General features: G+C 62.4%; 23 protein-coding genes. 16 read left to right on the top strand and 7 right to left on the bottom strand.

Annotated elements, in window-relative coordinates:
- Positions 1 to 10 precede the first annotated feature (10 nt).
- Positions 11 to 1,552, bottom strand: coding sequence for an AhpA/YtjB family protein (locus BLU37_RS04690; RefSeq protein ID WP_090202678.1), 1,542 nt, complete (start codon positions 1,550 to 1,552; stop codon positions 11 to 13).
- 132 nt (positions 1,553 to 1,684) lie between these two features.
- Between BLU37_RS04690 and serB the strand changes: the two genes are divergently transcribed.
- Positions 1,685 to 2,896 carry a phosphoserine phosphatase SerB gene (serB, locus tag BLU37_RS04685; protein WP_090202673.1) on the top strand — a complete coding sequence of 404 codons (1,212 nt, stop codon included), beginning with the start codon at positions 1,685 to 1,687 and terminating at the stop codon, positions 2,894 to 2,896.
- Positions 2,897 to 3,006: 110 nt separating this feature from the next.
- Here serB and BLU37_RS04680 read toward each other — a convergent pair whose 3' ends face one another.
- The 4 genes from BLU37_RS04680 to BLU37_RS04665 form a co-directional block, all read right to left on the bottom strand.
- Positions 3,007 to 4,809, bottom strand: a complete 1,803-nt coding sequence (locus tag BLU37_RS04680) for a molecular chaperone (protein WP_090202669.1) — start codon at positions 4,807 to 4,809, stop codon at positions 3,007 to 3,009.
- A gap of 198 nt (positions 4,810 to 5,007) precedes the next feature.
- Positions 5,008 to 5,871, bottom strand: a complete 864-nt coding sequence (asd, locus tag BLU37_RS04675; RefSeq protein WP_010450450.1) for an archaetidylserine decarboxylase — start codon at positions 5,869 to 5,871, stop codon at positions 5,008 to 5,010.
- An 18-nt stretch (positions 5,872 to 5,889) separates the two neighbouring features.
- A complete protein-coding gene (locus BLU37_RS04670; RefSeq protein WP_090202666.1) occupies positions 5,890 to 6,705 on the bottom strand; it encodes a rhodanese-like domain-containing protein in 816 nt (271 codons plus the stop codon).
- Between the two features lie 43 nt (positions 6,706 to 6,748).
- Positions 6,749 to 8,287 carry an HDOD domain-containing protein gene (locus BLU37_RS04665; protein WP_090202663.1) on the bottom strand — a complete coding sequence of 513 codons (1,539 nt, stop codon included), beginning with the start codon at positions 8,285 to 8,287 and terminating at the stop codon, positions 6,749 to 6,751.
- Between the two features lie 208 nt (positions 8,288 to 8,495).
- Between BLU37_RS04665 and motA the strand changes: the two genes are divergently transcribed.
- Together motA and motB are read left to right on the top strand one after the other, a co-directional pair.
- Positions 8,496 to 9,347, top strand: coding sequence for a flagellar motor stator protein MotA (gene motA, locus BLU37_RS04660; RefSeq protein ID WP_010450455.1), 852 nt, complete (start codon positions 8,496 to 8,498; stop codon positions 9,345 to 9,347).
- A 3-nt stretch (positions 9,348 to 9,350) separates the two neighbouring features.
- Positions 9,351 to 10,406 carry a flagellar motor protein MotB gene (gene motB, locus BLU37_RS04655; RefSeq protein ID WP_010450457.1) on the top strand — a complete coding sequence of 352 codons (1,056 nt, stop codon included), beginning with the start codon at positions 9,351 to 9,353 and terminating at the stop codon, positions 10,404 to 10,406.
- Between the two features lie 48 nt (positions 10,407 to 10,454).
- Here motB and rsgA read toward each other — a convergent pair whose 3' ends face one another.
- Positions 10,455 to 11,486, bottom strand: a complete 1,032-nt coding sequence (gene rsgA, locus BLU37_RS04650) for a small ribosomal subunit biogenesis GTPase RsgA (RefSeq protein WP_010450459.1) — start codon at positions 11,484 to 11,486, stop codon at positions 10,455 to 10,457.
- 110 nt (positions 11,487 to 11,596) lie between these two features.
- Between rsgA and orn the strand changes: the two genes are divergently transcribed.
- Together orn and BLU37_RS04640 are read left to right on the top strand one after the other, a co-directional pair.
- Entirely contained in the window at positions 11,597 to 12,139 is a 543-nt protein-coding gene (orn, locus tag BLU37_RS04645) for an oligoribonuclease (RefSeq protein WP_029532951.1), read from the top strand.
- A 78-nt stretch (positions 12,140 to 12,217) separates the two neighbouring features.
- Positions 12,218 to 12,832 (top strand): trimeric intracellular cation channel family protein, encoded by a 615-nt coding sequence (locus BLU37_RS04640; protein WP_172833087.1) that lies wholly within the window; start codon positions 12,218 to 12,220, stop codon positions 12,830 to 12,832.
- A 5-nt stretch (positions 12,833 to 12,837) separates the two neighbouring features.
- Here BLU37_RS04640 and queG read toward each other — a convergent pair whose 3' ends face one another.
- Entirely contained in the window at positions 12,838 to 13,914 is a 1,077-nt protein-coding gene (gene queG / locus BLU37_RS04635; protein WP_090210899.1) for a tRNA epoxyqueuosine(34) reductase QueG, read from the bottom strand.
- 63 nt (positions 13,915 to 13,977) lie between these two features.
- On the opposite strand from queG, the gene BLU37_RS04630 reads away from it, so the two are divergent.
- The 11 genes from BLU37_RS04630 to BLU37_RS04580 all read left to right on the top strand — a co-directional run bounded on the left by BLU37_RS04630 (position 13,978) and on the right by BLU37_RS04580 (position 26,271).
- Positions 13,978 to 14,838 (top strand): NAD(P)H-hydrate dehydratase, encoded by an 861-nt coding sequence (locus BLU37_RS04630; RefSeq protein ID WP_090202657.1) that lies wholly within the window; start codon positions 13,978 to 13,980, stop codon positions 14,836 to 14,838.
- On the top strand, positions 14,826 to 15,296 hold the full coding sequence (tsaE, locus tag BLU37_RS04625) for a tRNA (adenosine(37)-N6)-threonylcarbamoyltransferase complex ATPase subunit type 1 TsaE (RefSeq protein ID WP_010450468.1): 471 nt from the start codon (positions 14,826 to 14,828) through the stop codon (positions 15,294 to 15,296). Before BLU37_RS04630 ends, tsaE begins: the two co-directional genes overlap by 13 nt.
- A gap of 3 nt (positions 15,297 to 15,299) precedes the next feature.
- On the top strand, positions 15,300 to 16,739 hold the full coding sequence (locus tag BLU37_RS04620) for an N-acetylmuramoyl-L-alanine amidase (RefSeq protein ID WP_197678404.1): 1,440 nt from the start codon (positions 15,300 to 15,302) through the stop codon (positions 16,737 to 16,739).
- An 11-nt stretch (positions 16,740 to 16,750) separates the two neighbouring features.
- Complete coding sequence (gene mutL / locus BLU37_RS04615; protein ID WP_172833086.1) at positions 16,751 to 18,655, top strand: DNA mismatch repair endonuclease MutL; 1,905 nt, start codon at positions 16,751 to 16,753, stop codon at positions 18,653 to 18,655.
- Complete coding sequence (gene miaA, locus BLU37_RS04610) at positions 18,655 to 19,635, top strand: tRNA (adenosine(37)-N6)-dimethylallyltransferase MiaA (RefSeq protein ID WP_090202650.1); 981 nt, start codon at positions 18,655 to 18,657, stop codon at positions 19,633 to 19,635. The genes mutL and miaA overlap by 1 nt, the downstream gene beginning before the upstream one ends.
- Before the next feature lie 91 nt (positions 19,636 to 19,726).
- Positions 19,727 to 19,987, top strand: coding sequence for an RNA chaperone Hfq (hfq, locus tag BLU37_RS04605; protein WP_010221594.1), 261 nt, complete (start codon positions 19,727 to 19,729; stop codon positions 19,985 to 19,987).
- A 12-nt stretch (positions 19,988 to 19,999) separates the two neighbouring features.
- Positions 20,000 to 21,301: a ribosome rescue GTPase HflX gene (hflX, locus tag BLU37_RS04600; RefSeq protein ID WP_010450477.1), complete on the top strand. Its 1,302-nt coding sequence runs from the start codon at positions 20,000 to 20,002 to the stop codon at positions 21,299 to 21,301.
- 96 nt (positions 21,302 to 21,397) lie between these two features.
- Complete coding sequence (gene hflK, locus BLU37_RS04595) at positions 21,398 to 22,567, top strand: FtsH protease activity modulator HflK (protein ID WP_010450478.1); 1,170 nt, start codon at positions 21,398 to 21,400, stop codon at positions 22,565 to 22,567.
- Complete coding sequence (gene hflC, locus BLU37_RS04590) at positions 22,567 to 23,436, top strand: protease modulator HflC (protein ID WP_010450479.1); 870 nt, start codon at positions 22,567 to 22,569, stop codon at positions 23,434 to 23,436. Before hflK ends, hflC begins: the two co-directional genes overlap by 1 nt.
- Before the next feature lie 300 nt (positions 23,437 to 23,736).
- Positions 23,737 to 24,924, top strand: a complete 1,188-nt coding sequence (locus tag BLU37_RS04585) for an ATP phosphoribosyltransferase regulatory subunit (protein WP_081354656.1) — start codon at positions 23,737 to 23,739, stop codon at positions 24,922 to 24,924.
- 54 nt (positions 24,925 to 24,978) lie between these two features.
- Positions 24,979 to 26,271 (top strand): adenylosuccinate synthase, encoded by a 1,293-nt coding sequence (locus tag BLU37_RS04580; RefSeq protein ID WP_010450481.1) that lies wholly within the window; start codon positions 24,979 to 24,981, stop codon positions 26,269 to 26,271.
- Positions 26,272 to 26,290: the final 19 nt, after the last annotated feature.

The following is a 26,290-nucleotide window of genomic DNA, read 5'->3' as shown; positions in this document are numbered from 1 at the left end:
CACCTTCACATTACTTGCTGCTCTCGTGCATTCGCGCCAGTTGCCGTTCCAGCAGCGATGGATAAGGTTCCATCAGGCGCTCTACGCAGCAGGCGCCTTCGGGGCTGGCAATCGGTCGAATGCGGGCACGCTGGCGAATCAACGGCTCATCGCTGATCTGCCGTTCCACCAGCAGCAGGTTACGGCTGTGTTGTGACAGTGCCAGGGCGTCCTGGGCCGCTTCGGTCAGCAGCAGGTCGATCTGGCTGACGCCGAACAATTCGTCGCCCAGGGTCAGGCCCAATTGCAGTTGCAGGGTGATGCCACTGTCGGCCACTTCGATCTGCAACTGATGGCCCAGCGCCCTGAGCAACTCGCCGCAGCAGATAGCGTTGGTCAGGTAGTCGTCGCCGCTGTCCTCGGTGTGGAACAGCATCAGCGTGCTGCCGTCGTTCAGGGTGTGCAATTCACTCTGATACAGCGAGGCCGCCTGGTCGAGGCAGTCGCGATAACGCTCCAGCAGCTCGGTCAGGCGAGCCTTGGGCAGGCGCCGCAATTGGTCCTGTGCACCCAGTTGCACGGCCAGCACCGCGCTGTGCTGGGGCTGCGCGGGAGCTGTCGGTTTTGCCACGGCGGCGCTCGAACCTTGCGGGCGGTCACGCAGATCGGCGAACGGATCTTCCTCGTCGTCCAGGTCCAGCTCGTTGTCCACCGGGCGCGGCATCGGTCGTGCGGCGAGCTTGGCAGGCGCCGTTGTTGCGCCGGTGTCGAAGCTCGGATCGCGCAGGTTGCGAACCTGGAAGCCTTGTCCGGCGGGCTCGTCTTCTTCGTAGTCGCTGTCGTCGTAGTCGATTTCCGGCTCAGGCTCGGGCTCCGGTTTCACCGGGGCAAAACGCGAATGCAACTGGCGGGCAAGGTCGCCGATCTCGTCCTGGCGGCGAGTTGCCGGTGTGTGTTCGTCCATGTCCCGCAGCCAGACCCGCAACTGCAGCAGCGGCGTCGAGATATGCCGGCCCAGGCGCAGGCTCAGGGCCAGTGCCAGCGCCAGCAGGATAGCGCTGAGGATGCCCATGCTTTGCAGGCTGATGGTCATCGGCTGTTGGAACTGGGCCATGTCCAGGCTGATCCGCAGGTTGCCGGCGGTCACATCCTGGAAGGTGATCTTGGTCTGGTAGACCCCTTCGGTTTCGCCCAGCAGGCCGCTCTTCGGACGTTGGCCAGCTTCGGCGAGGATCCGGTTGTCGACGCTGTAGATCGCCGCGTGGGCTACCAGCGGGTTTTTCGTCAGGTTGTTGAGCAGCACGTTGAGGCTGAGGATGTCGTTGGACACCAGCAGCTCGGTCGCTGACGTGGCGGTCTGGGTGGTCAGGCTCTGGCCAAGGGCATCGGCCTGCTGGTGCATGGCTTCCTTGAACTGCAATCCCATTACGCAGGCATAGATGACCAGCGCCAGCGCGACGAGAATCACGTTGTGGCTGGCAATGCGTAATGCAATCGGTACCCGGCGGTGACGCAATGCCCGGAATATCAGCAGGAAGAAGTTATCAGGTTTGACTGGCGTGGGCCGGTTCACTGAGCGCGGCTCTTTTGTCTGTGAAGTTGACGCGCAGTATAGCGAGAGGCCCTAGGCCGGCAAAGCGCTGGCGGTGCCGATGGTCACTGAAAGTGGGTAGAATGCGACTTTTTTAACGAGCGGGGGTGCGCTTTGCGCGAAATCGTCCTGATTAACATCACAGGTGGAGACCGTCCGGGTCTCACCGCAGCCATTACCGGCGTACTGGCGCAAGGTGGTGTGAACATTCTCGACATCGGTCAGGCGGTTATCCATGACACCCTGTCGTTCGGCATCCTGGTCGAGGTTCCTGGCGGCGAGCAGGCCCCGGTGCTGCAGCAGGTGCAGTCCACTGCCACCGGGCTGGGCCAGCAGGTGCGCTTCAGCGCGGTGTCGCAAGATGACTATCGGCGTTGGGTCGACAGCGAGGGCAAGGACCGTCATATCGTCACCCTGCTGAGCCGCAAGGTGACTGCCGAGCAACTGCAGCGGGTCAGTGCCGTTACTGCGCAGCATGGTCTGAACATCGAGCGTATCGACCGTCTGTCGGCACGTGTGCCGTTGGACGCTCCGGCCGGCTTGAGCAAGGCCTGCATCGAGTTCTCGGTGCTGGGCGAGGCGTCTGATCCACAGGCGCTGCGTGCCGAGTTTCTTGGCTTGGCCCAGGAACTGAACATCGATGTCGCTTTCCAGGAGGACTCGCTGTTCCGTCGCAATCGACGCCTGGCGGTGTTCGATATGGACTCCACGCTGATCGAGGCCGAAGTCATCGACGAACTGGCCAAGGCTGCCGGCGTTGGTGAACAGGTGTCGGCGATCACCGAGCGGTCGATGGCGGGTGAACTGGACTTCCGGGCCAGCTTCAAGGAGCGCCTGGCCTTGCTCAAGGGGCTGGATGTCAGTGTGCTCGACTCGATCGGTGCTTCGTTGCGTCTGACCGAAGGCGCTGAAGTCCTCTTTGCCGAGCTCAAGCGCCTGGGCTACAAGACCGCCATTCTCTCGGGCGGCTTCACCTACTTTGCCCGGCAGTTGCAGGCGAAGCTGGGTATCGACTATGTGTTCGCCAACGAGCTGGAAGTGGTGGACGGCAAGTGCACGGGTGTCGCGATCGAGCCGATTGTCGATGCCCAGCGCAAGGCCGACCTGCTGCGTGAGCTGGCGACCAAGGAGGGCTTGAGCCTGGAGCAGACCATTGCCGTGGGTGATGGTGCCAACGACTTGCCGATGCTGGCGATTGCCGGGTTGGGCGTCGCGTTTCGGGCCAAGCCGCTGGTGCGCAAGTCGGCCAGGCAGGTGATCAGCACGCTCGGACTGGATGGAGTGCTGTACTTGCTGGGCATGCAGGATCGCCACGGCCGCAAGTGATTGCCGGTCTTTGTCGGGGGAGGTGGGTTGGGGCAGTCCGACCCAGGCCTACCCCGGCAGGATCCTCTCCCAGGCTCCGGGTTGAGTGTGCGAATCAGCCGCACCGGCCGCTAGAGCGTCTTCCACAGTGAGCCGAAATCTTCCTCGGCGCCAGCGCCGCCTGCAGTCGCTTCGTTCCTGACCGCCACCGGCTGTTCGAACAGGCGATACTCGAACTGATTGAAGCTGCCGGTGCTGGCCTTTCGGTTATTCAGCCCGGCGCGACGCTCCTCGCCATTGGTGTTGATCATCACCTTGTGGCCTTCCTGGAACGGCAGGCGCGGCGCCAAGAGGGTCGCGGGCACGCCAATGGCACTGATCTCCGGCAACAACAGGGCCCGCAAGTACTGGCTGGCCTCCTCGCTGTTGCGTACCAGTTGCAGGCCGCAGGGCTGGGCATGGGGGGCGATCAGCTCGATGCCCATCTGCGTTCCGCCACTGCGGACCTGGCGAATCCAGCGGACCACCGCGACGCTCCAGCCCTGGGACGTCGTGTCCTGGATGCCGACCAGTTCTCCCGCCTGCAACTGGCTGGGCACTTCCCTTGGCCAGGCGAGGCAGTAGCCGCCAGGGCTATGGTTGATGATCTGCAGGGCGAAGGTCGGGAAGTCTTCGGCACTGTTGGCGGCCGCCTGGCTGACGTCGGCCTCCGTTGGGTGATATTGGATTTCCTCGTAGGGCAGCAGCGTATCGGCACTGCCATGGCGTTCGGCATCGAAGGCCAGGACCCAACTGTCCTTTTCCGCGCGGTTGACCATCTGCGCGGCGAAGTGTGCGGTGCTGCTGGCGGTCGGACGCTTGAGAATTTCGCTGAAGGAACGTTGCCCGCCCAGGTAGAAATGCAGGGCACTCATGCCGATGCACAGCGTCAGTTCACCTTGTCCCGGCGTACGCTGGAAGCTTCGTTCGGCTGCCTCGCCCCAGGCGGCGCAGAGGTGTTGCAGGGTATCCAGGCTCAAGCTGCCGGGTACCAACAGGCGCGATTGACCCCGTCGGTCGGCGGGCAGCTCAAGGTACTCCTTCATGGACTCGACCAGTGCCCCGGTATCGATACCCAGCAGCCCCGACAGTTGTTCGGCAGGAAACTGCGAGGTATAGCGTGGTGGGGTGTCGGTGGCCGGGGCTACGGCAAACAGGCTCGACGGCAGGCTGGCGTTCTGCAGTTTTACCAGCACGCTCCACGGTTCGAGGACTTCCGCCAGCCGGGCGATGTTGTTCTGGCGCATCTGATTGCAGCGCGAACAGCCCAGCAGCAGCGCGACGATGTAGGTCTGCTCGATGGTCAGGGATTGGGTCTGGTTGGCCAGCTCATCACGCACCGGGTTGTTCTGCACCTGGTGGGCGATTGCGATCTGGTAGAGCTGATGCACTTCGAACCACAGGCTTTCCGGCACCGGGCAGTACAACTGGCTGGCGCGGATCAGCGGGCCATTGAGGCAGTGCAGGGCGCGCTGTATGGCTGTCGTCATCAGCCCGAGGCGTTCCTTGCTGAACTTGGTAGCGATGCGCATCGCGATCTGCTTGTAGCCGATGGCGAGGTGGTTCTGCAGGGCCTGGCAAAGGTTGGCGACCTTGCGCGGACGCTCGTCGAGCACGACTGACTGATTGAGAAAGTGTCGCTCCAGGTGCTTGCAGACGTAATACACCTCGGGGCGTATCAGTTCGAGCAACTGCAGGCGGTTTTCGCTGGGAGTGAGCAACTGGTTGAGTTCGCCCAGCGCCTGGTACAGCAGGCGTGCGGTCTCTCCGAGGTTGGCTTTGGGCAGCTCGGCGATCCAGCGTTTCAGGTCACGCGGTGTTCCATCGCAGAATGACAGGCTCAACTGGGTAGGCGTTGGCGCGCGCAACAACAGATGGGGGCTCGGATTGCTCATCTAACGGGCCAGCTCCAGCAAAGAAAACGTGCATCATCCATCGGCAAGGTGACAAAAAATTGGTGGCAATATAATGCCACGACTCTAGCAGTAATAGGGGAGAGGTGCATCGTTGTCGGTCGGATCTTGTTGCGACCGATTGTCCGGGTTTTGCCTCGCGGTCCTGAGCTGGCTCAAAACCGCGAGGCCTGCACCTTATCAGGCGTCCTTGGGCAGGCCCAGACCCTGGCCCATGGCCACGGTCGAACCGGCGGTCAGGTTTTCGGCCCACTTCACCTGGTCGGGGCCGAACAGCACGATGGCGGTCGAACCCAGCTTGAAACGTCCGAGTTCGGCGCCCTTCTCCAGATGGATGGGCGCACGGGCGGCCTCGTCGTAGCGGACGGTCTTGAGTTCGCGTTTGGGCGGCGTCACCAGCCCGGCCCAGACGGTTTCGACCGAAGCGACGATCATCGCGCCGACCAGCACCACGGCCATTGGCCCGCGCTCGGTATCGAACAGGCAGACGACGCGCTCGTTGCGGGCGAACAGTTCCGGGACGTTTTCGGCGGTGGTCTGGTTGACCGAGAACAGGCGGCCTGGCACGTAGACCATCTCGCGCAAGGTGCCGGCCAGCGGCATGTGTACCCGATGGTAGTCCTTGGGCGACAGATAGATGGTCGCGAACTCGCCCCCCATGAAGGGTGCGGCGAGCGTGGCGTCGCCGCCCAGCAGTTCAAGGGCGCTGAAGCTGTGGCCCTTGGCCTGGAAGATCCGACCGTGCTCGATCGGACCGAGCTGGCTGACGGCGCCGTCGGCCGGGCAAAGGATCGCTCCCGGTGTCGGGTCGAGCGGACGGGCACCGTCTTTCAGCGCGCGGGTGAAGAAGGCGTTGAAGTGTTCGTAGGCGGTGAGGTCTTCCACCAGAGCCTGGGACATGTCCACCTGGTAACGCTTGGCGAACCAGGCGGTGAAGGCGTTCTTGAACCAGCGTACGCGACATTCGGCAATGCAGCCGGCCAGGCGTGACAGCAGGTGGTGAGGCAGCAGGTATTGGCTGAGGATGAACAAGCGCTTTTTCATCAAGGGTCCTTGTGAATCTCAAATCTCTACGGGGGTGTCGGGGTGGTTGCCCCATTCGCCCCAGGAGCCGGCGTAGCCTTTGACGCGCGGATAACCGAGCGCCTTGGCCACCAGATAGGTGAAGCCGGAGCGGTGGTGAGTCTGGCAATGGGTGATCACTTCCTTGTCCGGAGTGATCCCCAGGCTGTCTAGGATCGCTGCCATGTCTTTGCGGATGCGCAGGCTGCGTGCCTTGTCCATGCCGGCGGTCCATTCGAAGTTGACCGCGCCGGGGATGTGCCCACCCTTGGCGGCGAGGACTTTCTCGCCGCAATACTCCAGCGGTCCACGGGCGTCCCAGATCGCCAGGTCGGCCGCGCCGAGGCGCGACAACAGGTAGTCGCGGGTCGCAGTGGGTTCTTCGTGCAGGGTCAGGGCAACCGGGCCGCCAACGGCTGCCGGGATGTCTTCGGACACGGGCAGGCCTTCGTCCAGCCACGCCAGCAGGCCGCCGTCGAGGTAGTGGTAGCGGCGATGGCCAATGACATCCAGCAGCCAGATGAAACGCCCGGCCCAGCCGCCGCCTTCATCGTCGTAGACCACGTAGACCGCTTCCGGGTCATGCCCCAGTTCGCCGAACAGCGCTTGGAGCGCGTCTTGCGATGGCATCAGCCCGGGCGCCGGCGGCTGGCCCAGTTGGGTGCGCTTGGGATCGACGAAACGGGCGCCGGGGATGTGCCCGGCGCTGTAGCGGGCGCTGCTGGTCAGGTCCACCAGGATCAGCCCGGGGGTGCCGAGACGTGGCAGCAGGTCGCTGGGCTCGATCACCAGCGGCAAGCCAGAGAAGTCAGGCATGTGAGGTCTCCTGGATGCAAAGGGGGGGATTGTAGCGCAAGCTTCAGGCACTGCGGTTGGTAAAGGCGTGCAGGGCCTTTTCGATACAGTGCACGGTCTTGCCGAAGGCTTGCACGGTGATTTCCGAAAACGGCACGCCGTCCTGGTCGCCCAGGACCACCATCACCACTCGGCCATTGTTGCTCAGCGAGCGCAACAGCAGGTGTTCGCCGGGGAACTCTGCCCGCAGGCTATTGGGCAGCAGGGCCCGGAATTGTGCGGCGTTGGCCGGCGACAGGCGCACCTGTGCCGGTTGGCTCATCAGGCGTTGCAGCAGGGGGCTCTTGGCCAGTTGCAGTGTCAGGTTGCTCGCTTGCGCCGGCAGGCCGGCGGTCTGGTTGACGCGCAGGGCGGTGCGGCTGCGGTCGGTCATCAGGATCATCACCCGGCGCAGGCCACAGGCCACCAGCGCATCGCGGGCCACGGTGGTCAGGTGCATGGCATTGCTGAACCGGCTGGGTTCGGCCAGCAGTTGTGCGCAGTGCCGACGCCAGATGACCATTGCTTCGGCGCTGGGGGCAGCGGCTGGCACTTGGTCGGCATGCAGGCGGCGCACATGCCAGGGCCAGATCAGCGCCTCGGCCGGGTGCCACAGGTCCTGCATCGAATGCTGGTTGGCACTCTGGGCCGCTTGCTGGTGGATCTGCTGCTGCAGCTCGCTCATGGGTTGCTGCAGATAGAGGCTCGACAGGTATTGCCAGCGCAGGCAATGAGGGCCGTTCCAGGCCTGTTGCGCCGCCAGGGCCAGACCATTGGCCAGCAGCACGGTGTTGGCGGGCTGGTTCAGCCAGCGGCGCAGGTCCGGATCGGCATCCAGTTGCTGCTGCTGGCGCAGGCGCTGATTATTGTCGCGGGCGATGTGCATCACCCTGGCGAGGGTCTTGCGCTCGTTCAGTAACACTTGATAGCCCTGGGTCACCCACACCGGTAGGCGCCAGAACTCGGCCATGGCCTGGCACAGCTCCAGCAGGCGCACACCGAACAGCTCTCGTTCAACCCTGCCGGCCGGTTCGTGTTTTTGCAGCACCCGCAACTCCCAGGCTTCGAGCAGCTTGGGGTGGGTCAGTGCCAGTGGCCAGAGTGGCGCGAGGAACAGCAGACTACCCCAGTGGATGTCCTGCCAGAGCCTGGCCAGGCGTGCGGCGAACAGACCGTTGGCCTGTTGGCTGGCGTGCTGGCTGATCAACTGCAACTGACGCAGAGCGACCGGGATTTCTTCCGGCATTCGCGCGGGCAGGCGCTCGAGCAGTTCTGCGGTGCGTTTCAGGCCGAGGCGGTTGATCGCGATCTCGAGGTTCTCGGCCGGCTCGCTCATGCTGCCTTGGGTGTGGTGGTTGGCTTCGCAAATTACGCTCAACGCCAGGGCTGGGCTATCCTGCATTAAATCGGCGATGTCGCGCAGCGAGCTGCGGCTGTCGGCAATGGCCCGGCAGACCCGGTCATGACTATCCTGTGGGACGGGCAGGCACACGCCCTGCAGCAGCTTGATCCAGCCTTGCAGGGTGTTCGGTCTTGCACTGGATGCATTCGTTTCATTTGTCATGATTAAGCGCGATCATCACCGTTGAGGTGCCCTGGAACGGGCCTGGCGGCGCGGCGCAGACACTGCTGCACAAGCCATGCGCCGCCGGTTTTCTGGCTTTTCGCCTGAACTGGCTATAGTCTGGCGCAGATTCGCCGATAAATAGAAGAAGAGATTTATTAACTTCCGAATATGACCTTGAACCCGACTCGACAAGTACTCTCATTCTATGGCTAAAATCATCGGCATCATTGTCGTATTCGCGAGCGTGCTCGGCGGATACGTGCTCTCCCACGGCAAGATTGCGGCCCTGATCCAGCCCTTCGAGGTGATGATCATCGGCGGTGCTGCACTGGGCGCTTTCCTGCAGTCCAACCCTGGCTATATGACCATGCACGTGGTCAAAAAATCCCTCGGCATGTTCGGCTCGCGGTTCAGCCACGCCTTCTACATGGAAGTGTTGGGGCTGATCTACGAGATCCTCAACAAGAGCCGTCGCGAAGGGATGATGGCGATCGAGGGCGACATCGAGGATGCCGCAGCCAGCCCGATCTTCGCCAAATACCCCGCGGTCCTCAAGGATGAGCGCATGACCGCGTTCATCTGTGACTACCTGCGTATCATGTCCTCGGGCAACATGGCTCCCCACGAGCTGGAAGGCCTGTTCGACATGGAACTGTTGAGCATGAAGGAAGAACTCGAACATCCGTCCCATGCCGTCACTGGTGTGGCTGACGGCATGCCCGGTTTCGGTATCGTTGCGGCGGTACTGGGTATTGTGGTGACCATGGCCTCCCTGGGGGAGGGCGACCAGAAGTCCATCGGTATGCACGTGGGTGCGGCACTGGTGGGTACCTTCTTCGGTATTCTCGCCGCCTACGGCTTCTTCGGGCCGCTGGCTCAATGTCTGGCCCACGATGCCAAGGAAGAGGTGAACGTCTACGAGGCGATCAAGGCCTCCCTGGTCGCGTCGGCTTCCGGCATGCCACCATCCCTGGCGGTGGAGTTCGGGCGCAAGGTTCTCTATCCGAAGCACCGGCCGAGCTTCGCCGAGCTGGAACAAGCGGTTCGCGGTCGCTGAGTCATGGAGAATAATCAGCCGATCATCATCAAGCGCGTCAAGCGCTTTGGCGGCGGGCACCATGGCGGTGCCTGGAAAATCGCCTTCGCCGACTTCGCGACAGCGATGATGGCGTTCTTTCTGGTGTTGTGGCTGCTGTCCACCGCGACCCCGGAGCAGAAGATCGCCATCGCCGGTTACTTCAAGGACCCGATCGGTTTCTCCGAGAGCGGAACGCCCTACATCATCGACCTGGGCGGTTCGCCGACGCTGGCGCCGGACAAGACGCTCAATCCGGAAGTGAAGTCCCAGCCGCAGCCGGACAAGGTCACGGTCGACACCGATCAGGTGGAGAACATGGCCGAGCAGGTCGAGAAAGAGCGCCTGGAACTGTTGCTGCAAGAGTTGCAGAACAAGGTCGACGAAAGCCCGCAACTGCAGAAATTCAAGGACCAGATCCTGTTCGAGATTACTCCGGACGGTTTGCGCATCCAGATCATGGACGCGGAAAACCGGCCGATGTTCGACTCCGGCAGTGCGCGCCTGAAGCCTTATTTCGAAGACATCCTGCTGGCGATGGCCGACACCATCAAGGCAGTGCCGAACAAGGTCAGTATCAGCGGTCATACCGATGCCAAGCCTTACTCCGGTACGGGCGACTTCGGTAACTGGGAGCTGTCGGCCAACCGTGCCAACGCCGCGCGTCGGGCCCTGGTGGCTGGCCGCTATCCAGACTCGCAAGTGGCACGTGTGGTCGGTTATGCCTCGTCGGCACTGTTCGACAAGGCTGATCCGTTCAATCCGGTCAACCGCCGCATCGATATCGTGGTGCTGACCAAGAAGGCCCAGAAAGCCATCGAGGGCGAGCAGGGCGCGGATGAAGCCACGCCGGATGCCGCGCCCGTTGCACCCGGCGCACCAGGTGCACCGGGTGCATCGAACGCTGCGCCGGCTGATCCGAATGCACTACCGGCGGACAAGCAACCGCTGCCGGCTCATGAGGTCCGGCAACGCTTGAATATCTTCGAACAGGGCACGTTGAAGATGGACGAGACAGGCAAGCCCAAGACTGGCTCCTGACGCAAATGAAAAGGCCGCGATGATCGCGGCCTTTTCATTTTGGCGACTTCAATAGCTGTCTTGCGGCAGGCTGGCAATGATCGAGCGGTAGCTGTTCATCCGCTGCTGCTGGATACGGCCATCTTCCAGTGCCTTGAGCAGCGCGCAGCCGGGTTCGCGGTCATGTTTGCAATCGCGGAAACGGCAGGTGCCGAGCAAGTCGGTGAACTCGATGAAGCCGGCCTCGACATCGTCACGGCTGACATGGCCCAGGCCGAATTCGCGAATCCCCGGCGAGTCGATCAGTTCGCCGCCGCCCGGGAAGTGGAACAGGCGCGCGGTGGTGGTGGTGTGAGTACCTTGGCCGGACAGCTCGGAGAGTGGGCCGACGCGGGTTTCCACTTCCGGCAGCAGGCTGTTGACCAGCGAGGACTTGCCGACCCCGGACTGGCCGACGAATACGCTGATGCGTCCGTCCAACTGCTGTTGGAGCTGCTCCATGCCGTTGCCGTGGTGGGCCGATACTTCCAGCAGCGGATAGCCCAGTTGCCGATAGACCGCCAACAGGGCATTCAGGGCCGGGGCGTTGTGCTCATCGATCAAGTCGAACTTGTTCAGCAATAGCAGCGGCCGAATGCCGGCATGCTCGGCGGCTACCAGGTAGCGGTCGATCAGGTTGGCATGGGGTTCTGGCAGCGGGGCGAAGACGATCACGATCATGTCGACGTTGGCCGCTACGGGTTTGAGCTGGCCACGACTGTCCGGGCGCTTGAGCTCGGTGTTGCGTGGCAGCTGTGCGACGATCACGCCGATGCCCTGGTTGCCGGCGCGCCAGACCACCCGGTCGCCGGTCACCAGGGCTGGCAGGTTGGCCCGCAGGTGGCAACGGAAGACCTGACCCGCGAGTTCTCCTTCCAGCGCCTCGACTTCGACTTGCACGCCGAAGTGCGCAATCACCAGGCCCGTCTGTTCGGGTCCCAGGTCGCCGCCCTCCAGTGCGTCCACGGCCTGTGATTCGCGTTTGGCGGCGCGTGCGGCGCGTTCGCCCTGAATCTTTTCGATGCGCCAGTTCTGGCGGCGGTTGAGCTGGCGTTTGGCCATTGGTGTTCCGTATCGTCGAATCGTCGGTGAGGGTCAAGCGGTCGCGAGTTTAGCACGCCCGGCAAGCGCAGCCTGCGCTAAACTGTTTGGCTATGCCGAGGAGTCACGCTATGCAAAATCCACAGAACCTCATCTGGATCGACCTCGAGATGACCGGTCTCGACCCGGACACCGATGTGATCATCGAAATGGCCACCATCGTTACCGACAGCAACCTGAACACCCTGGCCGAAGGTCCGGTGATCGCTATCCACCAGAGCGACGAAATCCTGGCCGGCATGGATGAGTGGAACACTCGCCAGCATGGCGGTTCGGGTCTGACCCAGCGTGTCCGCGATAGCCGCATCAGCATGGCCGAGGCCGAGGCGCAGACCATTGCCTTTCTGGAACAGTGGGTGCCCAAGGGCAAGTCGCCGATCTGTGGCAACAGCATCTGCCAGGACCGCCGCTTTCTCGCGCGCCACATGAAGTCCCTGGAACGCTATTTCCACTACCGCAACCTGGATGTTTCCACCCTGAAAGAGCTGGCGGCGCGCTGGGCGCCGGAAGTGCGTGACAGCTTCCAGAAGGGCAGTACCCATCTGGCTCTGGACGATATCCGCGAGTCGATTGCCGAGCTGCAGCACTACCGCAAGCACTTCATCAGGTTCTGATCGGTTGCGGCGTGGTTGCGCTCTTTTGGTGCGCAGCCCAAATGAGTAGACTGCGCGCCTTCTCCTGCCCGGACCGCCATCATGCTGCTGATGCTCTACCTCGTCGCCATTACCGCCGAAGCCATGACGGGCGCCTTGTCAGCCGGGCGGCGCGGCATGGACTGGTTCGGTGTGGTGCTGATCGCCTGCGTCACCGCCCTCGGCGGCGGTTCGGTCCGTGATGTATTGCTGGGGCATTATCCGCTGACCTGGGTCAAGCACCCGGAATACCTGGTGCTGACCTCGGTCGCCGCCCTGGTGACGGTGTTCATCGCACCGCTGATGCGCCACTTGCGCTCGCTGTTCCTGGTGCTCGATGCCCTGGGGCTGGTGGCTTTCACGCTGATCGGCTGCCTGACGGCCCTGGAGATGGGACAGGGGATGATGGTGGCATCGGTCAGTGGGGTGATCACCGGGGTTTTTGGTGGCGTATTGCGGGATATCTTCTGCAACGACATCCCGCTGGTGTTCCGTCGTGAACTCTATGCCAGCGTCTCCTTCGCTGCCGCCTGGTGTTTTCTTGGTTGCACCTATTGGCAACTGCCCAGTGAGCAGGCGGTGCTGATCACGCTGTTCGGCGGCTTCCTGCTGCGCCTGTTGGCCATCCGGTTTCACTGGGAAATGCCCAAGTTCGTCTATAACGACGAGGCCTGACGGGATCAGGACGGGGCGGCCCGCTCTGCATGCTGGCGCAGGGCCCATTGCACGTGTTCCTGGACCAGCTCGGACGGATAATCCCGCCGGCTGTCGAGGGCCTCGAGTACTGCGATGGTCGACGGTGCATTGCCCAGGCCGACGGCCAGGTTGCGCAACCAGCGTTCGTAACCGGCGCGGCGCAGCGGCGAACCCTCGGTGTTTTTCAGGAAGGTCTCTTCATCCCAGCGGAACAGCTCTGCCAACCCGGCATTATCCAGGCTGTGTCGGGGCTGGAAGTCGTTCTCGGCGGACGGACGGGCGAAACGGTTCCAGGGGCAGACGACCTGGCAGTCGTCGCAGCCGAATACCCGGTTGCCGATCAGGGGTCGCAATTCTTCCGGGATAGCGGTCTTGAGTTCGATGGTCAGGTAGGAAATGCAGCGTCGGGCGTCCAGCATGTAAGGTCCGACGAATGCGGCTGTCGGACAGATATCCATGCACGCCGTGCAGCGTCCGCAATGTTCCGTTGCGTGAGGCTCGTCCACCGGCAGCGGCAGGTCGACGAACAGCTCGCCGAGAAAGAAGTAGCTGCCGGCCTTGCGATTGAGTACCAGGGTGTTCTTGCCGATCCAGCCCAGACCGGCCTGTTCGGCGATGGCCTTTTCCAGGACCGGGGCGCTGTCGACGAAGGCGCGATAACCAAAGGGGCCGATCACCTGCTGGATCCGTTCGGCCAATTGCTGCAGGCGTTTACGGATCAGCTTGTGGTAATCGCGCCCAAGGGCGTAGCGCGAGACGTAGGCTTTTTCCGGTTCGGCCAGGCGCTGGACCATCTGCGTGTCGCCCGGCAGGTAGTCCATGCGCAGTGAGACGACCCGCAGCGTGCCGGGGACCAGTTCGTCCGGGTGCGAGCGTTTGCTGCCGTGGGCGCCCATGTAGTCCATGTCGCCGTGATAGCCTGCATCGAGCCAGCGTTGCAGATGCTGCTCATGTTCACCCAGTTCCAGGCCCGCAATGCCGACCTGCTGGAAGCCCAGTTCGCGAGCCCATTGTTTGATGGAGTGGGCAAGGGCGGGAAGGTCGACGCTATTTACAGGCATGAGACGGGAGAAACCTAGGCTTTGGTGCGTATAATTCTGCCAGACATCGGAGCCGAACGACGCATGCCGCAAACTAAACCCCCTTTTCCCGATATTCAGTCGCTGACCCTCGCTACCTTGCCGAGCCTTCCCGCGCGTCAATCGGACGCTCACAAGGGCCAGTTCGGGCATGTCCTGCTGATCGGTGGCGACCGGCATTTTGGCGGGTCGATCCTGCTCAGCGCCGAGACCGCCTTGCGTGGTGGGGCCGGGCTGGTGTCACTGGCGACGCGTGCCGAGCATGTGGTCGCAGCGCTGGCGCGTCTGCCGGAAGTGATGGTGCTGGGTGTCGAGTCGGCCAATCAGTTGATGGCAACGCTTCAGAAGGCCAGCGTGCTGGTGGTCGGGCCGGGGCTCGGGCAGTCCGCCTGGAGCCGCAGCCTGCTGTCGGTCGCGGCGAATACCGCAGTGGCGCAGGTCTGGGATGCCGATGCGCTGAACCTGCTGGCCCAGGGCGGGACGCACCTGCCGGTCGACAGTGTGATGACGCCGCATCCTGCAGAAGCTGCGCGATTGCTGGGGGTGTCGACCGCCCAGGTGCAGGCCGACCGGGTCAGCGTGGTGCGCGCGTTGGCGGCGAAATATCAGACGGTCTGTGTGCTCAAGGGCGCCGGCAGCCTGATTGCCGCGCCCGATGGGCGGGTTTCGGTCTGTAATCATGGCCACCCGGCAATGGCTACGGCGGGGCTGGGTGATGTTCTGGCGGGTTTGATCGGGGCGTTGCGGGCCCAGGGCATGGCAGGGTTCGAGGCGGCTTGCCTGGCCGTCTGGTTGCATGCCCGCGCGGGTGAGTTGCAAGGTGAAAAAGGCCGTGGGCTGGCGGCCAGTGATCTGATTCCAGTCATTCGTCAGTTGTTGGAGGAACAATCGCCGTGCCTGAATTAACCCTTCAACTGCCTGATGAACAGCGCATGGTGGAGTTTGGCCAGAAAATCGCCGAAGTGACCGGCGGTGTCGGGGTGATCTTCCTCGAAGGCGACCTGGGGGCCGGCAAGACCACGCTGTCGCGGGGCATCATTCGCGGGCTTGGGCATACCGGAGCGGTCAAGAGTCCGACGTTTACGCTCGTTGAGCCGTACGAATTCGCTGAAGTCAGGGCGTATCATTTTGACCTGTACCGGCTGGTCGATCCGGAAGAGCTTGAATACCTGGGGATTCGCGACTATTTCACAGGCGATGCGCTGTGCCTGATCGAATGGCCCGACAAGGGGGCAGGCTTTTTGCCAAAGCCCGACCTGACCATTACCATTAGCCCGCAGGATGGCGGGCGTTCGCTGCGTTTGTTGTCCCAAGGGCCGCGAGGCGATGCCTGGTGTGCCGCATTGGCATTGGAGTTCAAATAGAAGATGGGGTTTGGTATGCGCTTTCGCGCGTTGCTTGCAGTCGCAGGATTGTTGTTTGCGGCACTGACCGTGGATGCCGTGGCGGCGACACAGGTCAAAAGTGTTCGACTGTGGCGAGCCCCGGATAACACACGGCTGGTGTTCGACCTGTCCGGTTCGGTCCAGCACAGCGTCTTCACGCTGACGGCACCCGATCGCCTGGTGATCGACATCAATGGCGCGACCTTGGCCGGACCATTGAACGTGCCGACCGCCAACACGCCGATCACCAGCGTACGTGCCGCCCAGCGCACACCGACCGACCTGCGGGTGGTGGTCGACCTGAAAAAAGCGGTGACTCCCAAGAGCTTCACCCTGGCGCCGAATGCGCAGTATGGCAACCGTCTGGTGGTTGACCTGTTCGACAATCCGGCCGATGCGGCACCGCCGCCGACGCCTGCCTCCAATCCGACGCCGAGCGTGGCCACCTTGCCAGCCGTGCCCGTGACGCCAGCCGAGCCGGCGATCAAGCTGCCGCCGGCCCCTGCCGGCAAGCGCGATATCATTGTGGTGATCGATGCCGGTCACGGCGGTGAAGACCCGGGCGCCTCCGGCTCGCGTGGCCAGCACGAGAAAGACGTGGTGTTGTCGATCGCCCGTGAGTTGCAGCGCCAGGTCAATGGCCAGAAGGGCTATCGCGCCGAACTGACCCGTACCGGCGACTACTTCATTCCATTGCGCGGACGTACTGAAATCGCCCGCAAGAAAGGTGCGGACCTGTTCGTCTCGATCCACGCCGATGCCGCACCGTCGGCGGCCGCGTTCGGTGCTTCGGTGTTCGCCCTGTCTGATCGCGGCGCGACGTCCGAGACCGCGCGCTGGCTGGCCGACAGTGAAAACCGTTCCGACCTGATCGGCGGTGCTGGCAACGTCAGCCTCGACGACAAGGACAAGATGCTTGCCGGCGTGCTGCTGGACCTGTCGATGACGGCGTCCATGACCTCCAGCCTGAACGTCGGGCAGAAGGTGCTGAGCAATATTGGCCGGGTCACTCCCCTGCACAAGCAGCGGGTCGAGCAGGCGGGCTTCATGGTGCTCAAATCGCCGGATATTCCGTCGATCCTGGTGGAAACCGGGTTCATTTCCAACTCCAACGAAGCCTCCAAGCTGGCCTCGACCAACCACCAGCAGGCGCTGGCTCGGTCCATCAGCAGCGGCATCCGCCAGTTCTTCCAGCAGAACCCGCCGCCGGGCACCTACATCGCCTGGTTGCGCGACTCCGGCAAGATCGCCCAGGGGCCGCGTGATCATCGCGTTGCGCCGGGCGAGACGCTGGCGATGCTGGCTGTGCGCTATCAGGTGTCGGTGGCAACCCTGCGCAGCGTCAACAGTCTGAGCAGCGATGAACTCAAGGTGGGTCAGACCCTGACCATTCCAGGCACTGAATTGGCGGCCAAGCAATGAGCGAGTCGAATGTGAGCGAGCGCGCCCGTATCGAGCTGCTCAGCCCGCGTCTGGCCAACCAGATTGCCGCGGGCGAGGTGGTCGAGCGGCCGGCTTCGGTGATCAAGGAGTTGCTGGAAAACAGCCTCGACTCCGGCGCCAGGCGTATCGATGTGGATGTCGAACAGGCTGGGGTCAAGCTGCTGCGGGTGCGCGACGATGGCAGTGGCATCTCCTCCGAAGAGTTACCGCTGGCCCTGGCGCGCCATGCCACCAGCAAGATTCGCAATCTGGAAGACCTTGAGCAGGTGATGAGCCTGGGCTTTCGCGGTGAGGCCCTGGCATCCATCAGCTCCGTGGCCCGCCTGACCCTGACCTCGCGAACCCGCGACGCCGATCAGGCCTGGCAGGTGGAAACCGAAGGGCGTGAGATGGAAGCCCGGGTTCAGCCGGCGGCCCACCCGGTCGGTACGTCGGTGGAAGTGCGCGACCTGTTTTTCAATACCCCGGCTCGCCGCAAGTTCCTCAAGGCCGAGAAAACCGAGTTCGACCACCTGCAAGAGGTGATCAAGCGCCTGGCGCTGGCCCGCTTCGATGTGGCCTTTCATCTGCGGCACAACGGCAAGGGCATTCTTGCCCTGCACGAAGCCCATGACGATGCGGCCCGTGCCCGGCGTGTGGCGGCAGTCTGCGGTTCGGGCTTTCTCGAGCAGGCGCTGCCGATCGACGTCGAGCGTAATGGCCTGCATTTGTGGGGCTGGGTCGGTTTGCCGACCTTCTCCCGTAGCCAGGCCGACTTGCAGTATTTCTATGTCAATGGCCGTGCGGTCCGTGACAAGCTGGTGGCTCACGCGGTGCGCCAGGCCTATCGCGACGTGCTGTTCAACGGGCGGCACCCGACTTTCGTGCTGTTCCTGGAGGTCGATCCGGCAGCGGTCGACGTCAACGTGCACCCGACCAAGCACGAGGTGCGTTTTCGTGATGGGCGCATGGTCCACGACTTCCTCTATGGCACGCTGCACCGTGCCCTTGGCGATGTGCGGCCGGAAGACCAGTTGGCGGCGCCTGCGGCGGTAGCCGGGATCGTCCGTCCCACGGGGCTCGAGGCGGGCGAGTTCGGCCCGCAGGGGGAGATGCGCCTCGCCGCCAACCTGTTGGAGCAGTCGCAGTCCCAGCCATTTTCGCCTTCTACACCGGCTGCCGGATCGGGTTCCGGTGCCGGGTATCAATATCAGTATCGTCCGCAATCGACGCAGATGCCGCCAGTCGCAGAGACGCAAAGCGTCTATCGCGAGTTTTTCGCGCCCTTGCCCGAGGCGGGCGTACCGGCCCTGCCCGAAGGCCAGGGCGATGTGCCGCCGCTGGGCTATGCCCTGGCACAACTCAAGGGCATCTACATCCTCGCTGAGAACGCCCAGGGCCTGGTGCTTGTGGATATGCACGCCGCCCACGAGCGAATCATGTACGAACGGCTCAAGATCGCCATGGCCAGCGAGGGCCTCAGTGGCCAGCCGCTGCTGGTGCCCGAGTCCCTGGCGCTGAGCCAGCGCGAGGCCGACTGTGCCGAGGAGCACGCGGTCTGGTTTCAGCGCCTGGGCTTCGAACTGCAACGGTTGGGGCCGGAAAGTATCGCCATCCGCCAGATTCCGGCCCTGCTCAAGCAGGCCGAAGCCAACCGGCTGGTGCAGGATGTGCTGGCAGACCTGATGGAGTACGGCACCAGCGATCGCATCCAGGCGCATCTGAACGAATTGCTCGGAACCATGGCCTGTCATGGTGCCGTGCGCGCCAATCGGCGCCTGGCCCTGCCGGAAATGAACGGTTTGCTGCGGGATATGGAAAATACCGAGCGCAGCGGCCAGTGCAACCATGGGCGTCCGACCTGGACTCAACTGGGTCTTGATGACCTGGACAAACTTTTCCTGCGCGGACGTTGATGACAGCTTCGAAAACCCTCCCACCAGCGATTTTCCTGATGGGGCCCACGGCGGCCGGCAAGACCGATCTGGCCATCGAATTGACCAAGGTACTGCCCTGCGAGTTGATCAGTGTCGATTCCGCCCTGGTTTACCGGGGCATGGACATCGGCACCGCCAAGCCTTCGAAGGCGCTGCTGGCCCAGTTTCCGCATCGTCTGATCGATATCCTCGACCCGGCACAGAGCTATTCGGCGGCCGAATTCCGCCATGATGCTCTGGCGGCCATGGCCGAGATCACCGCGCGCGGCAAAATCCCCCTGCTGGTGGGCGGTACGATGCTCTACTACAAGGCTTTGCTCGAAGGCCTGGCGGATATGCCGGCGGCGGACCCAGAGGTTCGCGCCGAGATCGAGGAACAGGCGGCGCGCCTGGGTTGGCAAGCCCTGCACGAACAGTTGGCAAGTATCGACCCGGAGTCGGCGGCGCGGATTCACCCCAATGACCCGCAACGATTGAGCCGGGCACTGGAGGTGTATCGGGTCAGTGGCTTGAGCATGACGGCCCATCGGCAGCGACAATCTGCGCAAAGTACTGATGCAGCCGCTTCGGGACGCCCGCAATTACCCTATACTGTCGCCAATCTGGCCATCGCTCCAGCGAATCGCCAGGTGCTGCATGACCGGATTGCACAAAGATTCACACAAATGTTGGAACAGGGGTTCATAGATGAGGTCGTAGCCCTGCGTAAGAGAAGTGACCTGCATGTCGGGTTGCCGTCTATACGTGCTGTAGGCTACAGGCAAGTCTGGGATCATCTGGATGGCAAGCTGACGTCAGCTGAAATGCGCGAGCGCGGCATCATCGCAACGCGCCAATTGGCGAAGCGCCAGTTTACCTGGCTGCGCAGCTGGGCTGATTTGCACTGGTTGGACAGCCTGGATTGCGGCAATCTGCCACGCGCCTTGAAATACTTGGGGACGATCTCCATATTGAGCTGAGTCCCTGTAAATGCCGTCTATCCTTGGGGGGTAGCGGCACAAGTCACTGTTTGCTCATTTTTTATTATTGATCCTTAAAGGAGTGCGGCACATGTCAAAAGGGCATTCGCTACAAGACCCTTACTTGAATACCTTGCGTAAAGAGAAAGTCGGGGTTTCCATCTACCTGGTCAACGGGATCAAACTGCAGGGCACGATCGAATCCTTCGACCAGTTCGTGATTCTGCTGAAGAACACCGTGAGCCAGATGGTCTACAAGCACGCTATCTCTACAGTGGTGCCGGTTCGTCCAATTCGCCTGCCTAGCGCAACCGAATCCGAACAGGGCGACGCTGAGCCAGGTAACGCCTGATAGGAGTCTCCTTTGTTCTTTGAGCGCCACGGTGGTGGTGAGCGAACCATTCTCGTTCACTTGGAAGGTCAGGACCCTGAGGCGCGCGAAGATCCGCAGGAGTTTCAGGAGTTGGCGTCATCGGCTGGCGCCGAGACCGTCGCGCTGTTCAGCGTGCCGCGTCATCGGCCAACCGCCAAATATCTGATTGGCACTGGCAAGGTCGAGGAGCTTCGCGACCTGGTCAAGGCCGAGCAGATCGACATCGTGATTTTCAATCACATCCTCACGCCCAGTCAGGAACGTAACCTCGAACGTGCTTTCGAGTGTCGCGTGCTTGATCGCACGGGCCTGATTCTCGATATTTTCGCTCAGCGCGCACGTACCCATGAAGGCAAGCTCCAGGTCGAACTGGCCCAGCTTGAGCACATGAGCACGCGCCTGGTACGCGGCTGGACCCACCTGGAGCGGCAGAAGGGCGGTATCGGCCTGCGTGGTCCCGGTGAAACCCAGCTGGAAACCGACCGGCGCCTGTTGCGGGTCCGCCTGCGGCAGATCAAGGGCCGCCTGGAAAAGGTTCGCAGCCAGCGCGAGCAGTCCCGGCGTGGGCGCAAGCGCGCCGATATCCCGACCGTATCGCTGGTCGGCTACACCAACGCCGGCAAATCCACACTCTTCAACACGGTCACCGACTCCGAGGTGTATGCCGCGGATCAACTGTTCGCGACCCTCGACCCGACCCTGCGCCGCCTCGACCTCGATGACCTCGGGCCGATCGTGCTGGCTGATACCGTGGGCTTCATCCGACATCTGCCGCATAACCTGGTCGAGGCATTTCGGGCTACGCTCGAAGAGTCGAGCAACTCCGACCTGCTGCTGCACGTGATCGATGCCGCCGAGCCGGACCGGATGCTGCAGATCGAACAGGTGATGGTGGTGCTGGGCGAGATCGGTGCCCAGGACTTGCCGATCCTCGAGGTGTATAACAAACTCGATCTGCTCGAGGGTGTCGAGCCGCAGATCCAGCGTGGCGAAGATGGCAAGCCGCAGCGGGTCTGGCTTTCGGCGCGCGAGGGCGTTGGTCTGGAGCTGCTTGAACAGGCGATTGCCGAGTTGCTGGGCAATGATTTGTTCGTCGGCACCTTGCGCTTGCCACAGCGTTTTGCTCGACTGCGTGCACAGTTCTTCGAGTTGGGGGCGGTTCAGAAGGAAGAACATGACGAAGAAGGCGCCTGTCTTTTGTCGATTCGTCTGCCAATGACCGAGTTCAATCGATTGGTCTCGCGCGAAGGCATGAAACCGCCCGAGTTCATCGAACAACACACTTTGCAATAAAAGCCTGACAAAGCGGTTGTGCCGCTGTCGCAGGCATTCTGTAGCATTGGTCGGCGCGCCGTGGGTGCGTCTTTGCTTTATCAGATGGAGAGCGCTATGGCTTGGAATGAGCCGGGTGGCAATTCGAACAATCAGGATCCCTGGGGTGGCAAGCGTCGTAACAATGGCGACCGCAAGGGCCCTCCGGATCTCGACGAAGCCTTCCGCAAGCTGCAGGAAAGCCTGAATGGGTTGTTCGGTGGCGGAAAGAAACGCAATGACGACGGTGGTGGATCGGGCGGCAATGGCGGTGGTTTCGGCCTGCTGGGCATCGGTCTCGTCGTGCTGGCGGCTGTCTGGCTGTACAGCGCCGTGTATGTCGTTGACGAGCAGGAGCAGGCCGTGGTGCTGCGCTTCGGCAAGTACTACGAGACGGTCGGTCCGGGTCTGAATATCTATTTCCCGCCGATCGACAGGAAGTACATGGAAAACGTCACGCGTGAGCGTGCCTACACCAAGCAGGGGCAGATGCTGACCGAAGACGAGAACATCGTCGAAGTGCCGCTGACCGTGCAGTACAAGATCACCAACCTGCAGGACTTCGTGCTGAACGTCGATCAGCCGGAGATCAGCCTGCAGCAAGCGACCGACAGCGCCCTGCGCCATGTGGTGGGCTCCACCGCCATGGATCAGGTGCTGACCGAAGGTCGCGAGCAGATGGCCAGCGAAATCAAGGAACGCCTGCAGCGTTTCCTCGATACCTATCGCACCGGTATTACCGTGACCCAGGTCAACGTGCAGAGCGCCGCAGCGCCGCGTGAAGTCCAGGAAGCCTTCGATGACGTGATCCGTGCCCGTGAAGACGAGCAGCGCTCGCGCAACCAGGCCGAAGGTTACGCCAACGGTGTCGTGCCGGAAGCCCGTGGTCAGGCCCAGCGCATCATCGAGGACGCCAACGGTTATCGCGACGAAGTCGTTTCCCGTGCCAAGGGTGAGGCCGATCGCTTCACCAAGCTGGTCGCCGAGTACCGCAAGGCTCCGGAAGTCACTCGCCAGCGCCTGTACCTGGACACCATGCAGGAAGTCTTCAGCAATACCAGCAAGGTGCTCGTGACTGGTAACAAGAACGGCCAGAGCAACCTGTTGTATCTGCCGTTGGACAAGATGATCCAGAACAGCCCGGCGGGTAGCTCGCCGGTCACCGGTTCGGCCGCGGCCAGCAGCAATACGGATGCCACGCCGCATATCACTGATCTGCCGCAAACGCGCACAAGGGAGAGCCGCTGATGAGCAATAAATCGCTGATCGCCCTGATTGTTGGCGTCATTGTGGTGCTGGCTGGCTGGAACTGTTTCTACATCGTGTCGCAGACCGAGCGCGCCGTCCTGCTGCAATTCGGTCGTGTGGTCCAGACCGACGTTCAGCCCGGTCTTCACGTGAAGGTTCCCTACGTCAACCAGGTGCGCAAGTTCGATGCCCGCCTGATGACCCTGGATGCCCCGACCCAGCGTTTCCTGACGCTGGAGAAGAAAGCCGTGATGGTCGATGCCTACGCCAAGTGGCGGGTCAAGGATGCCGAGCGCTTCTACACCGCGACTTCCGGCCTCAAGCAGATCGCCGACGAACGTCTGTCCCGCCGCCTGGAGTCCGGGCTGCGTGACCAGTTCGGTAAGCGCACCCTGCATGAAGTGGTCTCCGGTGAGCGTGATGCGCTGATGGCGGACATCACTGCATCGCTGAACAAGATGGCCGAGAAGGAACTGGGTATCGAGGTGATCGATGTCCGGGTCAAGGCTATCGACCTGCCGAAGGAAGTGAACCGCAGCGTGTTCGAGCGCATGAGCACCGAGCGTGAGCGTGAGGCTCGTGAGCATCGCGCCAAGGGTAACGAGTTGGCCGAAGGTATTCGTGCCGATGCCGATCGTCAGCGTCGTGTACTGCTGGCCGAAGCCTATCGTCAGTCCGAGGAAACTCGCGGTGACGGTGATGCCCAGGCCGCTGCCATCTATTCCAAGGCCTATGGCCAGGACCAGGAGTTTTATGCGTTCTATCGCAGCCTGCGTGCCTACCGTGAAAGCTTTGCGAACAAGAGCGACGTGTTGGTACTGGACCCGAGCAGCGACTTTTTCCACTACCTGGAAAAAGCCAAGCCCTGATCCATCGCGCATCAACACACCCGCCGGGCGGCTAAAACGCCTGGCGGGGTGATCCTTTCGGAAAACGGGTGTATGATGCGGCAGCCGGGAAATTCCCGGCTTTTTTGCGTCTGCATGTTTGATTGGCGGCAGATGAGCAGAAAACGGGTTGATCGACCCGACAGGTTTTTCGAGGAAAGTGGTAGGCGAAGCCGGTTTCGGCTGTTTCGTCGCGCCTTGCTTGCGCGCGCGTTAACCATTTTCTGCTTCACTCAAGGCTCGCCTGTGGGCTTGCCGCCCGGATCATAGGGGAAAGGCGTAATGGCAACGGTAGACCGCTGGCTCTTGCCAGATGGCATCGAAGAAGTACTGCCGCCTGAAGCGGCGCGCATCGAAGTGGCGCGTCGCCAGGTGTTGGATCTGTTCCAGAGCTGGGGCTATGAGTTCGTTGTCACCCCGCATATCGAGTACCTGGAGTCCTTGCTGACCGGCGCCGGTCAGGATCTGGACCTGCGTACCTTCAAGGTTATCGACCCGCAGTCGGGGCGGCAGATGGGCTTTCGGGCTGATATCACGCCGCAGGTGGCGCGTATCGACGCCCACACCTTGCGTCGTGAAGGGCCGAACCGCTTGTGCTACGCCGGCAGTGTGTTGCATGCCCAGCCTCGGGCGTTGTCGACTTCGCGCAGCCCGATCCAGTTGGGTGCCGAGTTGTATGGCGATGCCAGTCCGAGCAGTGACGTCGAGGTCATCAGTCTGATGCTGGCGATGCTGCAACTGGCCGACGTGCCGGACGTGCACATGGACCTCGGGCATGTCGGTATCTACCGTGGTCTGGCTCGTGCAGCCGGTTTGTCCGGCGAGGTCGAGCAACAGTTGTTCGATGCTCTGCAGCGCAAGGCCATCGATGAGGTCATCGAGCTTACCGAAGGACTGCCGGCTGATCTGGCGGCGATGTTGCGTGCGCTGGTCGACCTGTGCGGTGGGCGTGAAGTGCTGGCAGCGGCGCGCGTGCGTCTGGCTGGCGCTCCGGCGCCGGTCATCGCCGCGCTCGACGATCTGCTGGCTATCGCCGAGCGATTGTCCGTGCGCTTCCCGGAACTGCCCCTGTATTTTGATCTGGGTGAGCTGCGTGGCTACCACTACCACACCGGTGTGGTGTTTGCGGTGTTTGTCCCGGGTGTCGGGCAGGCTATCGCCCAGGGCGGTCGTTATGACGATATCGGCGCAGACTTCGGTCGTGCCCGTCCGGCGACTGGCTTTTCCACCGATTTGAAAACCCTGGTGACCCTGGGGCGTGCTGAAGTCGAGCTACCGTCTGGCGGTATCTGGATGCCTGACAGTGCGGATGCGGCTCTCTGGCAGACGGTCTGTCAGTTGCGCGGCGAGGGTCGGCGTGTCGTTCAGGCGCTGCCTGGGCAACCTTTGGCCGCTGCCCGCGAAGCGGACTGCGACCGGCAATTGATGCTGCAGAACGGGCTTTGGCAAGTATTGCCGCTGGTTCCTTAAGTTTTCCCGCCGGCGGCTGCCGGCGCCAAGTTTGCGCGAATGAGGACAAGTGTTATGGGTAAGAATGTCGTAGTCCTGGGCACCCAGTGGGGTGATGAGGGCAAAGGCAAGATCGTTGATCTGCTGACCGAACATGCTGCCGCCGTAGTGCGCTACCAGGGTGGCCACAACGCAGGCCACACGCTGGTGATCGACGGCGAGAAAACCGTCCTGCACCTGATTCCGTCGGGCGTACTGCGCGAAGGCGTACAGTGCCTGATCGGCAACGGCGTGGTGGTTGCACCGGACGCCCTGCTGCGTGAAATCACCAAGCTGGAAGAGAAAGGCGTACCGGTGCGCGAGCGCCTGCGTATCAGCCCGTCCTGCCCGCTGATCCTGTCGTATCACGTAGCCCTGGACCAGGCGCGCGAAAAAGCCCGTGGCGAGCAGAAGATCGGTACCACCGGTCGTGGTATCGGCCCGGCCTACGAAGACAAGGTTGCCCGTCGTGGCCTGCGTATCGGTGACCTGTTCCATCGCGAGCGTTTTGCCGCGAAGCTGGGCGAGTTGCTGGACTACCACAACTTCGTGCTGGTCAATTACTACAAAGAGCCGGCCATCGACTTCCAGAAGACACTCGACGAGTGCATGGAATACGCCGAACTGCTCAAGCCGATGATGCTCGACGTCACCGCCGAACTGCACAACCTGCGTCGTGCTGGCAAGGACATCATGTTCGAAGGCGCCCAGGGTTCGCTGCTGGACATCGACCACGGTACCTACCCGTACGTCACCAGCTCCAACACGACTGCTGGCGGTATTGCCACGGGTTCGGGCGTGGGTCCGATGTACCTGGACTACATCCTGGGTATCACCAAGGCCTACACCACTCGCGTTGGTTCCGGTCCGTTCCCTACCGAGCTGTTCGATGACGTCGGTGCGTTCCTGGCCAAGCGTGGCCATGAATTCGGTGCGACCACCGGTCGTGCCCGTCGTTGCGGCTGGTTCGATGCCGTCATCCTGCGTCGCGCCATCGACGTCAACAGCATTTCGGGCCTGTGCCTGACCAAGCTGGACGTTCTGGACGGTCTGGAAACCATCAACATCTGCGTCGGCTACAAGAACGAAAACGGTGCGGTCATCGATGCGCCGACCGATGCCGACAGCTACATCGGTCTGGAGCCGGTGTACGAGCAGATGCCGGGCTGGAGCGAGTCGACCCTGGGTGCCAAGACCCTGGAAGAGCTGCCGGCGGCTGCCCGTGCCTACATCAAGCGTATCGAAGAGCTGGTCGGCGCGCCGATCGACATTATTTCGACAGGTCCGGATCGCAACGAAACCATCGTCCTGCGTCATCCATTCGCCTGATAAGTTGTTGATGTAGATC

The organism is Pseudomonas asplenii, from assembly GCF_900105475.1.
GTDB lineage: Bacteria > Pseudomonadota > Gammaproteobacteria > Pseudomonadales > Pseudomonadaceae > Aquipseudomonas > Aquipseudomonas asplenii.
The sequence above is the reverse complement of the archived record's forward strand: the minus strand, read 5'-3'. Positions and strand labels throughout refer to the sequence as shown.

What these genes read in the sequence shown, in the direction of transcription:
- motA (WP_010450455.1), top strand. Translation starts at nt 8,496, where the DNA reads ATGGCTAAAATCATCGGCATCATTGTCGTATTCGCGAGCGTGCTCGGC.
- rsgA (WP_010450459.1), bottom strand. Translation starts at nt 11,486, where the DNA reads ATGGCCAAACGCCAGCTCAACCGCCGCCAGAACTGGCGCATCGAAAAG.
- queG (WP_090210899.1), bottom strand. Translation starts at nt 13,914, where the DNA reads ATGCCTGTAAATAGCGTCGACCTTCCCGCCCTTGCCCACTCCATCAAA.
- BLU37_RS04680 (WP_090202669.1), bottom strand. Translation starts at nt 4,809, where the DNA reads ATGAGCAATCCGAGCCCCCATCTGTTGTTGCGCGCGCCAACGCCTACC.
- BLU37_RS04585 (WP_081354656.1), top strand. Translation starts at nt 23,737, where the DNA reads ATGGCAACGGTAGACCGCTGGCTCTTGCCAGATGGCATCGAAGAAGTA.
- hflK (WP_010450478.1), top strand. Translation starts at nt 21,398, where the DNA reads ATGGCTTGGAATGAGCCGGGTGGCAATTCGAACAATCAGGATCCCTGG.
- motB (WP_010450457.1), top strand. Translation starts at nt 9,351, where the DNA reads ATGGAGAATAATCAGCCGATCATCATCAAGCGCGTCAAGCGCTTTGGC.
- asd (WP_010450450.1), bottom strand. Translation starts at nt 5,871, where the DNA reads ATGAAAAAGCGCTTGTTCATCCTCAGCCAATACCTGCTGCCTCACCAC.
- orn (WP_029532951.1), top strand. Translation starts at nt 11,597, where the DNA reads ATGCAAAATCCACAGAACCTCATCTGGATCGACCTCGAGATGACCGGT.
- hflC (WP_010450479.1), top strand. Translation starts at nt 22,567, where the DNA reads ATGAGCAATAAATCGCTGATCGCCCTGATTGTTGGCGTCATTGTGGTG.
- miaA (WP_090202650.1), top strand. Translation starts at nt 18,655, where the DNA reads ATGACAGCTTCGAAAACCCTCCCACCAGCGATTTTCCTGATGGGGCCC.
- hfq (WP_010221594.1), top strand. Translation starts at nt 19,727, where the DNA reads ATGTCAAAAGGGCATTCGCTACAAGACCCTTACTTGAATACCTTGCGT.
- BLU37_RS04670 (WP_090202666.1), bottom strand. Translation starts at nt 6,705, where the DNA reads ATGCCTGACTTCTCTGGCTTGCCGCTGGTGATCGAGCCCAGCGACCTG.
- BLU37_RS04580 (WP_010450481.1), top strand. Translation starts at nt 24,979, where the DNA reads ATGGGTAAGAATGTCGTAGTCCTGGGCACCCAGTGGGGTGATGAGGGC.
- BLU37_RS04630 (WP_090202657.1), top strand. Translation starts at nt 13,978, where the DNA reads ATGCCGCAAACTAAACCCCCTTTTCCCGATATTCAGTCGCTGACCCTC.
- BLU37_RS04665 (WP_090202663.1), bottom strand. Translation starts at nt 8,287, where the DNA reads ATGACAAATGAAACGAATGCATCCAGTGCAAGACCGAACACCCTGCAA.
- BLU37_RS04620 (WP_197678404.1), top strand. Translation starts at nt 15,300, where the DNA reads ATGGGGTTTGGTATGCGCTTTCGCGCGTTGCTTGCAGTCGCAGGATTG.